The organism is Bacteroides graminisolvens DSM 19988 = JCM 15093 (assembly GCF_000428125.1).
Classification (GTDB): Bacteria; Bacteroidota; Bacteroidia; order Bacteroidales; family Bacteroidaceae; genus Bacteroides; species Bacteroides graminisolvens.
In genome coordinates, this window is the sequence record NZ_ATZI01000001.1 from 233,238 (window position 1) to 248,771 (window position 15,534).

Consider the following 15,534-nt stretch of genomic DNA (forward strand, 5'->3'; position numbering starts at 1 on the left):
TTACGTAAAGGAGGACAATTGTGAATCAAGATATTGAATTGACCCCCATGATGAAACAGTTTCTGGATTTAAAAGCCAAACATCCGGATGCTGTGATGTTATTCAGGTGCGGTGACTTTTATGAAACTTATTCGACAGATGCGGTTATTGCATCTGATATTTTGGGCATTACCCTGACAAAACGTGCCAACGGAAAAGGCAAAACCATTGAAATGGCAGGCTTCCCCCATCATGCGCTGGATACTTATTTGCCTAAGTTGATCAGGGCAGGGAAGAGGGTGGCTATTTGCGATCAGCTGGAAGATCCTAAAACGACCAAGAAGTTGGTGAAAAGAGGTATCACAGAGCTGGTGACTCCCGGTGTTTCCATCAATGATAACATACTGAATTACAAAGAGAATAACTTCCTGGCGGCTGTGCATTTCGGAAAGCCTTCTTGCGGAGTGGCTTTCTTGGATATATCGACCGGCGAATTTCTGACGGCAGAAGGTCCGTTTGATTACATTGATAAATTATTGAATAACTTCGGACCCAAGGAAATTTTATTTGAACGAGGCAAACGACCGATGTTTGAAGGTAATTTCGGTAGCCGGTTTTTTACGTTTGAGCTAGACGACTGGGTGTTTACAGATACTGCTGCGCGTGAAAAGCTTTTAAAGCATTTCGAAACCAAGAATCTGAAGGGTTTTGGTGTGGAACATCTCAAGAACGGTATCATAGCAGCAGGTGCTATTTTGCAGTATCTGGAGATGACGCAGCATACGCAAATAGGGCACATTACTTCGCTTGCCAGAATTGAAGAAGATAAATATGTTCGCTTGGATAAGTTCACGGTGCGTAGCTTGGAACTTATTTCAAGTATGAACGACGGCGGAAGCAGTTTGCTTCATGTGATTGATAAAACAATCAGTCCTATGGGAGCGCGCTTGCTGAAACGGTGGTTGGTTTTTCCTTTAAAAGACGAGAAGCCCATAAACGACCGCCTGAACGTGGTTGAATATTTCTTCCGACAGCCGGAATTCAAAGAATTGGTTGAGGAGCAGCTTCACTTGGTGGGCGATTTGGAACGTATTATTTCTAAAGTGGCCGTGGGGCGTGTTTCTCCTCGTGAAGTAGTGCAGTTAAAAATTGCTCTTCAGGCTATTGAACCCATTAAAAATGCTTGTCTGGAAGCCGACAATGCCAGCTTGAACAGCATTGGCGAGCAACTGAATTTGTGTTTGTCTATTCGTAGCAGAATTGATAAGGAAATAAATAATGATCCTCCTTTGTTAATCAATAAAGGGGGTGTGGTGAAAGAAGGCGTTGACCCTCAACTGGATGAGTTGCGTAAAATAGCTTATTCGGGTAAGGATTACCTGCTGCAAATTCAGCAGCGTGAGAGTGAGCTGACGGGTATACCCAGCTTGAAGATAGCCTTTAATAGTGTATTTGGTTACTACATTGAGGTACGTAACATTCACAAAGATAAGGTGCCTCAGGAGTGGATCAGAAAGCAAACCTTGGTTAATGCAGAACGCTACATCACGCAAGAGTTGAAGGAGTACGAAGAGAAGATATTGGGTGCCGAAGACAAGATTCTTGTGTTGGAAACTAAGTTGTACAATGAACTGGTTTTGGCTTTGGCGGAGTTTATTCCGGCTATACAAATCAATGCCAATCAGATTGCGCGACTGGATTGTTTGCTCTCATTTGCCAATGTGGCGAAGATGAATAACTATATTCGTCCGGTGATTGAAGACAATGATGTGCTCGACATCCATCAGGGAAGGCATCCCGTTATTGAAAAGCAGCTTCCTTTGGGTGAAAAATACATAGCCAATGATGTGATGCTTGATTCGCAATCGCAGCAGATCATTATTATTACCGGTCCTAACATGGCTGGTAAATCGGCCTTACTGAGGCAGACGGCGCTGATTACGTTGTTGGCTCAAATAGGTTCTTTTGTTCCGGCGGAAAGTGCTCACATTGGTCTGGTTGATAAAATATTCACGCGTGTGGGGGCTAGCGATAATATCTCGGTGGGAGAGTCTACGTTCATGGTTGAAATGAATGAAGCGGCCGATATATTGAATAATGTGTCGTCACGCAGTTTGGTTTTATTTGATGAGCTGGGTAGGGGAACTTCCACCTACGACGGTATTTCCATTGCCTGGGCTATTGTGGAGTATATTCATGAACACCCTAAGGCTAAGGCTCGCACGCTTTTTGCCACCCATTATCACGAATTGAATGAGATGGAAAAATCATTCAAACGAATTAAGAATTACAATGTTTCCGTGAAGGAAGTTGATAACAGAGTGATTTTTCTGCGCAAGCTGGAGCGGGGTGGGAGTGAGCACTCTTTTGGTATTCACGTGGCTAAAATGGCCGGAATGCCCAAGAGTATTGTGAAGCGGGCCGATGATATTTTACATCAGTTGGAGAGCGATAACCGCAAACAGGGTATTTCGGGCAAACCGTTGGCTGAGGTCAGTGAGAAAAGGGAAGGGGTGCAGCTTAATTTCTTCCAGCTTGATGATCCGGTGCTGTGTCAGATACGAGATGAAATACTGAATATCGACGTCAACAACCTCACTCCGCTTGAGGCGTTGAATAAGTTGAGTGACATTAAAAAAATCGTAAGAGGTAAGTGATTTACCTCTTACGATTTGAATATTATAAGCAGGAAGAAGAGCTTTATTTCTTTAAAGTATAGCTTTTACCCATCTGATCCAGTTTCTTTCCGTTGAAGATAACGGCAAGTCCTATGATGACAAATGGTATGCTTAACCATTGTCCCATATTCAATGACATACCGTCTTCAAAGCTCACCTGATTCTCTTTCAGGAATTCTATAAAGAAGCGGAAAGTGAATATCAACGTCAGGCAGAGACCGAAGAAGAAGCCCCTGTGAAGCTTTTTGCTATATTTCTTATACAGATAAATGTGTATAAGGAAGAATATAAAATAAGCTATGGCTTCGTACAGCTGAGCCGGATGTCGGGGTTGCATGTCTTCACGTTCAAATACAAATGCCCAAGGCACATCAGTCACTTTACCTATGATTTCGGAATTCATCAGGTTGGCCAAACGGATAAAGCAGGCTGTGATGGGGGTAGCTACAGCTATCATGTCGACTACGTCAATGTAATTGAGCTTTGTTTTGCGGACATAGAGCCACAGGGCGATCATAAGTCCTAAGGTTCCTCCGTGGCTTGCCAAACCTTCGTAACCTGTAAATTTCCATCCACCGCCCGGAAGCATTTTGATGGGAAGCAACATCTCAACCGGACGAGTGAGGTAGTACTCCGGCTGGTAGAACAAGCAGTGTCCCAGTCGTGCTCCTAGCACAATACCAAAAAAACAGTAAAAGAAAAGAGGCTCAAATTTGTCTTCACCAATTTTCTTATCACGGTACTGATAATGTACCACAAGGTATGCAAATAAAATGCCTACTGCCCAAAGCAATCCGTAATATCTTATGGATATGCCCAATAAATTAAATAGCTCTGGATTGGGGTTCCAGTGAATGGTTGCGAGAAGATGATTCATAATTATTTCTCTTTCTGTTGATTTAGTTTTCTGATAACTCGAGCCGGATTTCCTACAGCAAGGCAATCGGCCGGGATATCTTTGGTTACTACCGAACCGGCTCCAATAACTGTTCGGTCGCCTATGGTTACTCCCGGACAGATCGTTGCATGACCGCCTATCCAGCATCGTTCGCCGATGGTGACTGGTTTGCAGTCTTCCCATTGGTCTCTTTCATCAGCATCAAGCGGGTGCTGAGCGGTGTATATATGTACGCCCGGTGCAATCATGGTGTGGGCACCGATGGTTACTTTGGCTCCATCGAGGATAACAGCTCCGAAATTAATGAAAACGCTATCTCCAGCATAGATGTGGTCACCGTAGTCACAATGGAAAGGAGGTTCTACATGGAAGTTTTTTGCAGCGTTTGGACAGAGTTCACGAATAACATCTTGAAATTTATCTGTATAATACTCTGTTACGTTAAGCTTGTGTAATATTCGTTTGGTACGGATGCGAATGGCAACCATCTCATCGGAATGAGCGTTGTATGGCTTTCCGGCAAACATCCTTTCTTTCTCTGTTTCTACTTTATTCATCTGCATTTAGTTATTTAAATTTGGCAGCGACGGTTTGGTATGTTTGCATATCGATGCCCTTTTCTTCTCCTAATTGAATTACATCGAAAAGCAATCCCTGGACTTCGGAGTTGTGTCCTTTTTCCAAATCTTTTTGCAAAGATGCGGTACTTTCTGGTGCTAGTTTATCAAGTACTTTGAGGTTATATTGCACTAAATCTTCTTTAAATATGATGCCGAGCTTATTGCCTAGTTCGGCCGTTTCTTGCGATAAACCTATAAATGTATTTCTGATTGGACCGGTTTTTTGTACTTCACCCATTGGAACATTGTAATAGGCTCCTGTACACGCCATGGCAGAGATGAATGACCATTTAATGAAGGTATCCCGATTGATGTCATCAGATAGATTGGCTTTGATGCCGCTTTCCAATAAATCGGTTTGTACGTTTGCCAAAAGTTCTTGTGAAACCTCCGTACCCTGATGAGTCCCGAATACCAAACGGAAGATTTTACCCATTTGGGTTATTTCGCCTAAGTCGGAAACAAACCCTACGATGTAAATGCATCCGTCAAGTACGGTTACGTCAGGAATCATTTTTTGTAATTTTGGACCTGTTCCGTACACGTTCAAAATGGGAATAACGATGGTATTTTTGTGTGCGGCTTTCTTTATTAATTCAGTAATAGAATCAATGGAGTACCCTTTTACGCACACAAAAATGACATCGGCTTTCCCTGAATAATCTTCTGCATTACAAGCATGGATGGGGATATTATGTTGCCCTTTCAAGGTTGACTTTAATTTTAACCCTTCATTGATTATGGCATTTAGATGTTCCCCTCTGGCAATACAAGTAACTTTCTTGTCGGCTAGCCATAGAAAAGCTGCTATATTTCCACCTACACCTCCTGTACCTACTACGAGATATTCTAATCCTTGTTTTTGTGTGCTTCCGCATTCTGAACAAGGTTTATTATTATTCGCCTTTTCCATTTTTCCTTTTTTATTTTGTCGTTACTATCATTCGCTTGCATTTTATTGCAAGTGTTACAAATCTATGGATTATTAATCTGCATAACAAATTGTAACGGATAAAATTGAATGAAAATTATCGGCAGGAGATGTTTCTTAGCATTGCATTTTATACATTGAAACGGAAATGCATTATATCACCGTCTTCAACAATGTATTCTTTTCCTTCAACATTTAGTTTCCCGGCATCGCGTACTGCGGCTTCTGAACCGTATTTAATAAAATCAGCATATTTTATAACCTCGGCACGGATGAAGCCTTTCTCAAAATCAGTGTGAATAACACCGGCACATTGAGGTGCTTTACTTCCTTTCAGGTAAGTCCAGGCGCGTACTTCTTGTACACCTGCTGTGAAATAAGTTTCCAGATTAAGCAATTGGTAGGCCGACTTTATGAGACGGGCCACACCCGATTCTGTTAAGCCTATCTCATTCAAAAACATCTGACGTTCTTCGTAGGTTTCAAATTCTGCTATTTCCGATTCAATTTTAGCTGCTACAATAAGTATATCTGCATTCTCATCTTTAACAGCTTCGCGAACCATTTCTACATATTTATTGCCCTTTACTGCACTCTTTTCGTCAACATTACATACATAAAGAACGGGTTTGCTGGTAAGCAGGAATAATTCTTTGGCTATCTTCTGCTCATCTTTGGTCTCAAACTGAACTGAACGTGCAGATTTGCCTTGCTCCAATGCATCTTTATATTTAAGCAATATGTCGTATGTCATTTTAGCCAGTTTGTCGCCCCCTGTCTGGGCTTGCTTCTGTACCTTTTGTATCCTGCTTTCTATTGTCTCTAAATCCTTTAATTGCAATTCGTAATCAATTATTTCTTTGTCTCTTACAGGATTTACACTACCGTCAACATGGGTAACGTTTTCGTCATCAAAGCAACGAAGAACATGAAGAATTGCATCTGTTTCACGAATATTTGCCAGGAATTTATTTCCAAGGCCTTCACCTTTGCTTGCTCCTTTTACTAGGCCGGCTATATCAACAATCTCAACGGTAGTAGGCACTATTCGTTGCGGATTAACCAATTCTGAGAGCTTGTTTAAGCGTTCATCAGGAACTGTAATTACTCCTACATTAGGTTCAATAGTGCAAAAAGGGAAGTTTGCTGCCTGCGCTTTGGCATTCGACAAACAATTGAAAAGTGTTGACTTGCCTACATTAGGAAGCCCAACTATACCACATTGTAAAGCCATTATTCTATTATTATTCTTTTGTATTAAGCAATTAATTGGGCAAAAGTACTAATTATTCACTGCATTACAAAGAATGTGGATAACTTCATTGTTGATTGTTCCACGTGAGACAGCAAAAAGATAGAAATTACTATTCTCTTTCTTTCAGAAAAGAATACGGGTGTATATAAAATAAGGCCATCTTTTTAAAAGACAGCCTTATGCTAAAGTTTTCTGCAATAGGATAGGGGAGCAGTCGCTGCTCCCCCAGAGCTATGATTGAGATTTGTTTGTTAGATATTAGAGAGAATTTATTTGTAGGTAATGTTGTTACATGACAGGTGCATCAACTGTTACAGTCATTTCAGGAACTAAAACATATTGTGCTTTTTTGCCATTCCATTTATAATATTCAGTGGTGACTGTTTTGCCTTCGTATGTATAGCGAATGCACATATCATTATCCCATCTGTTTTTTATGTTATTCCATTTCACAGTTTCGCTTTCAACCATTCTTTTCTGGTCGTCGTACTTGTAATTGTACTTAAGGTAGTTCGATAAACTGCCTCCTTCTTGCTTATACACGGTTTGTGCTACCATCATACCGTCTTTCTGCTCATAATTATATACTAAATTGTTGTCACTCTTAGCATTTATGTTCATTGTTCCAATAAATGCAAATACAAACAATGCAATGGTTTTAAAAAATAATTTTGTTTTCATGATGTTCTTGCTGTTAAGGTTGATAATATCATATTTCTATTATTTGTATTGTAATACACTGCAAATATAGATATATATCTGACATTATTCCTTTTTCGAATATAAAAAATATCTATATGATAATTGTACCTTTTCTGTCCCTTATTCAAATTGATAATATTAATGCATTTTATATTCAAATTTGGAGTTTATTGGACTTTAAAACAACACTTATTAATTTGTTTCTTTTCTTTTGTATCAAATTGAATTATAGTTAAATATAGTTATATGAATGTGGGGAATAAAAAAGAATGAGCCAAAGCATATATTATATATGCTTTGGCTCATTCTTGATCAGGTAAAGTTCAGTTTGTAGTACTTAGTGTGCTTCTAACCAGTTGTTTCCCCAGCCACAGTCAGCTTTAAGGGGAACATGCATCTTATAAGCATTTTCCATCTCCTCAATTACTATTTGCTGAACAATTTCTTTCTCCTTTCTGGGTACACTGAAATTTAATTCATCGTGTACTTGAAGAATCATTTTAGCACTGATTTTTTCTTTTTCAAATCGGTTGTAAATCCGTGCCATGGCTACTTTTATTATATCAGCCGCACTACCTTGTATGGGCGCATTAATGGCATTCCTTTCTGCGTATCCTCTTACCACAGCATTTCTGGAATTAATATCTGGTAGAAATCTTTTTCGATTAAAAATCGTTTCTACATAGCCTTTTTCTCTAGCAGATTCTATGCTCTTTTCCATATATATTTTCACCTGTGGATACGTTTCAAAATACCCATCAATAAGTTCTTTTGCCTCTTTACGGTCTATACTCAATCTTTCTGCTAGCCCAAATACAGATATCCCATATATAATTCCAAAATTAGCGGTTTTTGCTTTTCTGCGCATGTTGCTGTCAACTTCGTTAATATCTACTTTATAAATTTTGGCAGCAGTTGCAGCATGAATGTCATGTCCGCTTAAGAAAGCATCAATCATATTTTTGTCTTCGCTCAAATGAGCCATTATTCTTAACTCGATTTGCGAGTAGTCTGCCGAGAAGAAAAGGCAACCATCATCAGGGATAAATGCTTTTCTAATCTCTTTACCATTTTCATCTCGTATGGGGATGTTTTGCAAATTGGGATTGCTGGAACTCAATCTTCCTGTGGCAGTTATAGTTTGATTAAAGGACGTATGAACCTTTCCGGTTTGCGGATTTATTAATAATGGCAATGCATCTATATAAGTATTGAGCAGTTTCTTTAAGCCTCTGTACTCTAATATTTTCTCGACAATCTGATGTTTATGACGCAGGCTCTCCAAAACATCTTCAGAGGTCACATATTGCCCAGTCTTGGTTTTCTTAGCTTTCTGTATGATTTTTAGTTTATCAAATAAAATCTCTCCCACTTGTTTAGGGGATGCAATATTAAATTCTATTCCTTCAGCTAATTCATATATTTCCTTTTCAATAGCTATTAATTGTTCGGTAAATTGCAATGACGATTGTTTTAAGGCATTTGTATCAAGGCGCACTCCATTACTCTCAATCTCAACTAATACAGGAATAAGAGGCATTTCTATTTCATAAAAAAGTTTTTCAGCGTCATTCTCTTTCAATTTTTTCTCGAGAATGTTTTTGAGTTTTAGAGTTATATCTGCATCCTCGCACGCATAAAGATACACGTCTTCGGGGGGTAGCTCTCTCATACTTTTCTGGCTTTTTCCTTTTGGGCCAATCAGCTCATCTATATGAATGGTTTGATAGTTTAAATAGATCTCGGCTAAATAATCCATGCCATGTCTTAGTTCGGGCTGTAGTACATAGTGTGCCACCATTGTATCGAATATCTTTCCTTTGACATTGATTCCGTATTTTTTTAGTATGAGCATGTCATACTTGATATTTTGCCCGATCTTGATGATTTCTTCGCTTTCAAATATATATTTGAACTCATTTAGTATTTTTAACGCTTCGCTTTTCTCTGCCGGTACGGGAACATAATAGGCTTCATTCTCTTTGATTGAAAAGCTCATTCCTACTATTTCTGCCTCTATTGGATCAGTACCAGTTGTCTCCGTATCTATTGTGATGATTTTCGATGTAACTAACTTTTGAATTAATTGACCTCTTTCGTGTTGATTATCAGCAAGTTGGTAGCATTGAATTGAAATATCTAAACGCATTAGATTCGTTTTAAATTCGCTATTCGATGTTGTGCCCGTAAATTCTTCAAAGAGATTGCCTTGAATCGGACTTTTATTTTCTTCAAAAGGTAAGCTTAGAATTTCCTTCTTGCTATCATTTTTTGTTTTATCGTTTTTGAGGACTCTTTCAATCAGTGTCCTGAATTCCATCTCTTCAAAAATAGTTCGTAATTTATTCTCGTCCGGTTCTTGTCTTTTTAAAGAATCCATATCGAGTTCAATGGGAACATCTGTTTTTATGGTTGCTAAAAACTTAGAAAAGACGATTAGTTCTTTATTGGCTTCAATCTTAGTTTTGATTGCTCCTTTTAATTTTTCAGTATTTTCCAAAAGGTTTTCTATACTACCAAATTCTGAAATAAGTTTTTGGGCAGTTTTCTCTCCTACACCCGGACAGCCGGGAATGTTATCCGAAGCGTCTCCCATTAATCCTAATATGTCAATAACTTGAGTTGGCGATTCAATATTGAATTTTGCTTTTACAGCTTCAATACCCATTATTTCGAATTCCTTATCTCCGTATTTAGGTTTGTAAATGAACACATTATCATTTACTAATTGCCCATAATCCTTATCAGGAGTCATCATATAGGTTTCAATACTCTTTAGAGATGCTTTTGTAGCTAATGTTCCAATAACATCGTCTGCCTCATATCCTGCGACTTCTAAAATCGGAATATTGTAGGCGCTAATAATTTCCTTTATTATGGGTATTGATAAACGTATGGCTTCAGGGGTTTCTTCTCTTTGTGCTTTATACTTTTCATATATTTCATGTCTGAATGTTGGTCCGGCCGGATCAAATGCTATACCGATGTGTGTTGGTGCTTGATTTTTGAGGACTTCCTCCAATGTATTTACAAAGCCTAATATTGCAGATGTATTAAATCCTTTTGAGTTAATTCTGGGATTCTTAATGAATGCATAGTATGCTCTGTATATGAGTGCGTATGCGTCAAGAAGGATCAATTTATTATTTGGTTCCATTTTTATTATTTTTTTAATGGTAAAAATACAAAAAAATACGGTATTAATCGTTTTATTATTACTTTTGTAGACAAATCATGTTCATATGGATGTTTTATCTCTTATAAAGTCTCCCATAATTGATGAACTGGAAGATTTCAAAAATCTTTTTGATCACTCCCTTTCCAGCTCTAATCCTTTACTTACCGATGTAATTGTGCATTTACAGCAAAGGAATGGCAAGATGATGCGTCCGATTCTTGTCTTGTTAATAGCTAAATTATACGGCAAAGTAAGCACACAGACGCTACATGCTGCTGTTTCTCTCGAATTACTACATACTGCTAGTTTAGTTCACGATGATGTAGTTGATGAGAGTGCCGAACGGCGTGGGCAACTTTCTGTCAATGCTATTTTTAATAATAAGGTTGCAGTGCTTACAGGAGATTTTTTATTGGCAACTTGCTTGGTACAGGCTTCTAAAACTAAAAATCATGGTATAATTGATGTTGTATCTAAGTTAGGGCAGGATTTAGCTGAAGGTGAACTGCTTCAATTATCTAATATTAATAATACTGAATTTTCTGAGTCTGTATATTTTGATGTTATTAATAAAAAAACAGCGGCATTGTTTGCTTCCTGCACTAAAGCTGCTGCTTTGTCGGCTCAAGTAGATAATGAAAAGGTAGAGCTTGCAAGACTTTTTGGTGAATATATCGGCATTTGTTTTCAGATAAAAGATGATATATTTGACTATTTTGATAATGCAGATATAGGGAAACCAACAGGCAATGATATGTTTGAGGGGAAATTAACTCTTCCTGTTCTTTTTGTTCTTAATAATGGAGCCGGAGAGGAGATTAAGCGGCTTGCAATCAAAGTAAAACAAAGGTTGGCTTCGCATCAGGAGATATCAGATCTTGTTTCATTTACTAAAGATAACGGTGGTATTCTTTATGCCCAGAAAGAAATGACTAAATATAAAGAAAAAGCGTTAGACCTATTGTCATTAATGCCTGATACTGAAGTAAAAGAATCCTTGAGGTTATATTTAGATTATGTTGTTGATAGGCATAAATAATATCGTGCTGATGGAGATTTCCAAAGAGCACGATATTAAATTGTAGTATAAAATATCTAGAAGAACTTAACTTCTTCTCCTCTTATTTCTGATAATAATAGGTTGGCTAGTCTACTTGTCCCAATACGGAATAATTTGTTAGTTAACCATTCTTCTCCCAATATTTCTTTCACAATCGTATAGTATATAAGTGCGTCATTTACAGTGTTGATTCCGCCTGCTGGCTTGAATCCAATTTTATTACCTGTTATATCATAGTATTCTTTTATTGCTTGACACATTACCAATGCTGCTTCAGGAGTAGCTGCGGGTTGCTGTTTCCCTGTTGATGTTTTAATAAAATCAGCTCCTGAATACATGGATAGGATAGAGGCTTTCTTAATGTTTGAAGAGGTCTGTAAAGCACCTGTTTCTAGTATTACTTTCAAGTGTTTGTCCTTACATGTATTTTTGAGTTCTTCTATCTCATCACACATTTCTTCATAATTTTCATTTAAGAAATGACCAACTGAAATGACAATGTCAATCTCATCAGCTCCTTCCATAATAGCCATAGCAGTTTCAGCAATCTTAACTTCTATAAAAGTTTGTGATGAAGGAAATCCACCTGATACACAGGCTATATTTACATTTTCTACTTCTAAAGTATCTTTAACTACTTGTGCGAAGTTTGGATATACACAAATAGCAGCAACATTTTTCAAATCTGCAAATTCAGAGTCGAACCTATTTACTTTTTCAGTGAATTTCATCACACTTTCATCGTTATCGGTACTGTTTAAAGTCGTTAAATCGATGAAACTAAAAAGAGCCTTTTTGACATCTATTGTGTCGTTTTCTACTACCTTTGTTTTTATTAGTAAATCAACCTCTTTCTTTATTTCAGCATCATTGAGGTTGATGTTATACTTCTCTAACGCCGATTTGTATTTACTACTATTGCTCATCTTTATTACTATTTAATTTGTGATTACTAATATGTCTTTTATTGTCTCTTTGGGTCTTCTTTACTAGATTGTCCTTAAAAGATTTAGTTAAATCAACCCCTGTTTGATTTGCTATACAAAGTAACACCCATAATATATCAGTCAATTCGTCAGCAATATTATCTTTCTCGCCCTCCTTGAAAGATTGGTCACCATATTTTCTAGCCATTACACGTGCTAATTCACCTACCTCCTCAGTTAGTATGGTCATATTGGTTAGTTCGTTAAAATAACGAACTCCATATGTGTTAATCCACTGGTCTACTTCTTTTTGAGCTTCTTCTATTGTCATTATTCTTTGTTTTTCGTATCCATATATATAGTAACAGGTCCGTCATTTATTAGTTGCACTTTCATATCTGCTCCAAATTCACCTGTGGCTACTGATTTACCTAATAATTGACTTAACTTCTCGCAGAAACAATGATAGAGTGGTATAGCGACTTCATGTTTGGCCGCTTTGATATAAGATGGCCTATTTCCTTTTTTTGTTGATGCATGCAAAGTAAATTGACTTACAACCATTATATTTCCTTCAATATCTAGGACTGACTTGTTCATAATTCCTTTTTCATCATCAAATATGCGCAAATTTAGTATTTTATTACATAACCATTCTACATCTTGCTTGTCATCAAGATTTTCAATCCCTACTAAGATAAGCAAACCTTTTTCTATAATTGATTTATAGTTGCCATTTATAGTTACTGAAGCACTCAAGACGCGTTGTATTATTACCCTCATTTTAATATTATATTAACTCAAAAGACAAATTTACGAAATAATATAGATTGAATTTGCTAAATTTTACAATTATTTATTCGCTAGAGTTTCTTGATTAAAATAGTTGAATACTATTTCAGCTTTTGCTTTACCTATAATGGGTATTAATTCTTCTAGTGTTGACTCCTTTATCCGTTTAACACTTTTTAAATTTACAAGTAAAAGTTGTTTTGTTTTCTGTCCGATTCCCTTTATATCGTCAAGGGTAGATGCCAACTGTCTTTTACTACGTTTTTGACGATGAAAAGTAATAGCAAACCTATGTACTTCATCTTGTATTTGTTCAAATAATTTAAACAATGGAGTGCCTTGTTTTAATCCTATAGTTTGCACTGGAAATCCATATAAAAATTCTGATGTTCTGTGCTTTTTATCTTTTGCTAATCCTGCAATAGGTATCCTAATATTTATTTCTTCTAAAGCCTTCCTCACAGCCTCCATTTGTCCTTTCCCTCCATCAGTGATTATGAGGTCAGGTAGTGAAGTGTTTTCTTCTCTGAGGCGTTCGTATCTTCTTTTCACAACCTCTTTCATTGATGCATAATCATCTGCTCCCTCAACTGTTTTAATTATATATTTTCTATATTCCTTTTTTGATGGCTTAATTCTCTTAAATACAACACATGCCGCAACTGCGTCTGAGCCTTGGATGTTTGAGTTGTCAAAGCACTCGATATGAAGAGGAGGCCTGTCTAATTTAAGTAATAACTGAATTTCTTTCATTAGTTTCAAGCTTCTTTGTTCTGGATTTAATTTTTCAGCCTGCTTCATCCTATCTACTTTGTATTGTTTTACGTTTAAAATTGATAAGTCCAATAGTTTTTTCTTATCTCCACGTTGCGGTATGGTGAAAAGTACATTATTTAAATTCATTTCAATTTTGAATGGAATTATTATTTCCGGAGACAAACTTTTGTATCTTTCTCTCATTTCTATAATTCCAAGCTCTAAAAGTTCTTCTTTTGTTTCTCCTAACCTTTTCTTGTATTCAAAAGTAAATGCCTGATTTATAGCACCGTTTGTAATGTGTAGATAATTAATGAATGCAGCTCGCTCTCCATCTTCTTCAATAGAAAATACATCTACATTGTGTAGTGTTGAGCTTACAACTTCTGATTTGGAGCGGTAATTCTCAATTAAATCATATTTCCTTTTGAGAATTTGAGCTTCTTCAAATTTAAGTTCAGTTGCTAGCTCATTCATTTTCTGAAAGATTGCTTTGCTGATCTCACTTGTATTTCCTTTTAGTATTTCTTTTATTTCTGCTATGTTTCTCATATATTCATCATGCGTTTGTAGTCCAATACAAGGTCCTGCACAATTTTTTATATGGTATTCCAAACAAACATTATATTTTCCAATTTTAATGTTTTCAGGGCTAAGATTAAGGCTGCATGTTCGAATAGGGTATAGGTGTTTTATAAGGTCAAGCAGTGCGTACATTGATGGTAAGTGGCTATACGGACCATAATATGAGGAGCCATTTCGAATTATTTTTCTAGTTTTAAACACTCTAGGAAAATATTCGTTTTGAACACAGATGGAGGGGTATGTCTTGTCGTCTTTTAATAGAACGTTGTATCGGGGTTTGTATTTCTTGATTAGATTATTCTCAAGGAGTAAAGCATCTTCTTCTGAATTAACCACAATATATCTTATATCGACAATTTTGCTGACAAGCACTCTCGTTTTTCCTGGTTCATGGTTTTTATTGAAATAAGAATAAACTCTCTTCTTTAAGTTTTTTGCTTTGCCAACATATATAATTGTTCCTTCAGAGTTTAGATATTGATAGATACCGGGCTTCTCTGGTAAATTCAAAACAATACCTCTGAGGTATTCATTTGCGTTCAAATCAGAATTATCCATATATCTTTAATTAATTTAGAAGTCCCCAAAAAATCTGCTCTTTGTACAAGCAAAGAGCAGATAGTCTTAAAGACTCAGTACTGATTGTATCTCAATGTTCGGATCGAATATGTCTTTCCCATTTAAATCTTTTAGCTCAATTATGAAATTAACATAGATTGCTTTTGGGTGAAGCCTCTTCACTAAATCGCATGCGGCTTTCATGGTTCCACCAGTAGCCAAAAGATCATCATGAAGGAGGATTATATCGTTGGCATCTAGTGCATCTTTGTGGATTTGAACTGTGTCCGTACCATATTCTTTGTCGTAAGTCTCCTCAATTGTCTCGGCTGGTAACTTTCCTGGCTTTCTTATTGGTATAAATCCTGCATTCAAACGAGTTGCTAATATAGGCCCCATAATAAAACCTCTCGATTCTATTCCTACTACTTTTGTTATTCCTTTATCTTTGTACATTTCATACATGATATCTGAAAGAATTTGTAAGCACTCAGAGTCCTTAAATAGAGTGGTCACATCTTTGAATTGAATCCCTGGAATTGGGAAGTCTGGTACATTTCTAATGTTGCTGATTAGCTTTTCTCTCCTCATAATCAATCTTTTATATTTTTTATTT

At 36.9% G+C, this 15,534-nt stretch carries 13 protein-coding genes; 2 read left to right on the forward strand and 11 right to left on the reverse strand.

Annotated elements, in window-relative coordinates; all coding sequences use genetic code 11:
- Positions 1-47 precede the first annotated feature (47 nt).
- On the forward strand, positions 48-2,636 hold the full coding sequence (gene mutS / locus C511_RS0101000; protein WP_051260424.1) for a DNA mismatch repair protein MutS: 2,589 nt from the start codon (positions 48-50) through the stop codon (positions 2,634-2,636).
- A 43-nt stretch (positions 2,637-2,679) separates the two neighbouring features.
- Here mutS and lgt read toward each other — a convergent pair whose 3' ends face one another.
- The 6 genes from lgt to polA all read right to left on the reverse strand — a co-directional run bounded on the left by lgt (position 2,680) and on the right by polA (position 10,220).
- Positions 2,680-3,534 (reverse strand): prolipoprotein diacylglyceryl transferase, encoded by an 855-nt coding sequence (gene lgt, locus C511_RS0101005; protein ID WP_024995492.1) that lies wholly within the window; start codon positions 3,532-3,534, stop codon positions 2,680-2,682.
- Positions 3,535-3,536: 2 nt separating this feature from the next.
- Complete coding sequence (locus C511_RS0101010) at positions 3,537-4,112, reverse strand: sugar O-acetyltransferase (RefSeq protein WP_024995491.1); 576 nt, start codon at positions 4,110-4,112, stop codon at positions 3,537-3,539.
- Positions 4,113-4,122: 10 nt separating this feature from the next.
- The gene (locus C511_RS15975) at positions 4,123-5,088 is read right to left on the reverse strand and encodes a ketopantoate reductase family protein (RefSeq protein ID WP_024995490.1); all 966 of its coding nucleotides are present in this window, start codon (positions 5,086-5,088) and stop codon (positions 4,123-4,125) included.
- A 148-nt stretch (positions 5,089-5,236) separates the two neighbouring features.
- The gene (gene ychF, locus C511_RS0101020) at positions 5,237-6,340 is read right to left on the reverse strand and encodes a redox-regulated ATPase YchF (protein WP_024995489.1); all 1,104 of its coding nucleotides are present in this window, start codon (positions 6,338-6,340) and stop codon (positions 5,237-5,239) included.
- 309 nt (positions 6,341-6,649) lie between these two features.
- Positions 6,650-7,042 (reverse strand): DUF3836 domain-containing protein, encoded by a 393-nt coding sequence (locus C511_RS0101025; protein ID WP_024995488.1) that lies wholly within the window; start codon positions 7,040-7,042, stop codon positions 6,650-6,652.
- Between the two features lie 358 nt (positions 7,043-7,400).
- A complete protein-coding gene (gene polA / locus C511_RS0101030) occupies positions 7,401-10,220 on the reverse strand; it encodes a DNA polymerase I (RefSeq protein ID WP_027317661.1) in 2,820 nt (939 codons plus the stop codon).
- Between the two features lie 85 nt (positions 10,221-10,305).
- Between polA and C511_RS0101035 the strand changes: the two genes are divergently transcribed.
- On the forward strand, positions 10,306-11,280 hold the full coding sequence (locus C511_RS0101035; RefSeq protein WP_024995487.1) for a polyprenyl synthetase family protein: 975 nt from the start codon (positions 10,306-10,308) through the stop codon (positions 11,278-11,280).
- Between the two features lie 56 nt (positions 11,281-11,336).
- Here the strand turns inward: C511_RS0101035 and deoC are convergent, their stop codons facing one another.
- The 5 genes from deoC to C511_RS0101060 form a co-directional block, all read right to left on the reverse strand.
- Positions 11,337-12,227: a deoxyribose-phosphate aldolase gene (gene deoC, locus C511_RS0101040; RefSeq protein ID WP_034781159.1), complete on the reverse strand. Its 891-nt coding sequence runs from the start codon at positions 12,225-12,227 to the stop codon at positions 11,337-11,339.
- Complete coding sequence (locus C511_RS0101045; protein ID WP_024995485.1) at positions 12,217-12,558, reverse strand: nucleotide pyrophosphohydrolase; 342 nt, start codon at positions 12,556-12,558, stop codon at positions 12,217-12,219. Before C511_RS0101045 ends, deoC begins: the two co-directional genes overlap by 11 nt.
- Positions 12,558-13,010, reverse strand: coding sequence for a D-aminoacyl-tRNA deacylase (gene dtd, locus C511_RS0101050; RefSeq protein WP_024995484.1), 453 nt, complete (start codon positions 13,008-13,010; stop codon positions 12,558-12,560). Before dtd ends, C511_RS0101045 begins: the two co-directional genes overlap by 1 nt.
- 69 nt (positions 13,011-13,079) lie before the next feature.
- On the reverse strand, positions 13,080-14,918 hold the full coding sequence (gene uvrC, locus C511_RS0101055; RefSeq protein WP_024995483.1) for an excinuclease ABC subunit UvrC: 1,839 nt from the start codon (positions 14,916-14,918) through the stop codon (positions 13,080-13,082).
- A 66-nt stretch (positions 14,919-14,984) separates the two neighbouring features.
- Positions 14,985-15,509, reverse strand: a complete 525-nt coding sequence (locus C511_RS0101060) for an adenine phosphoribosyltransferase (protein ID WP_024995482.1) — start codon at positions 15,507-15,509, stop codon at positions 14,985-14,987.
- Positions 15,510-15,534 lie beyond the last annotated feature (25 nt).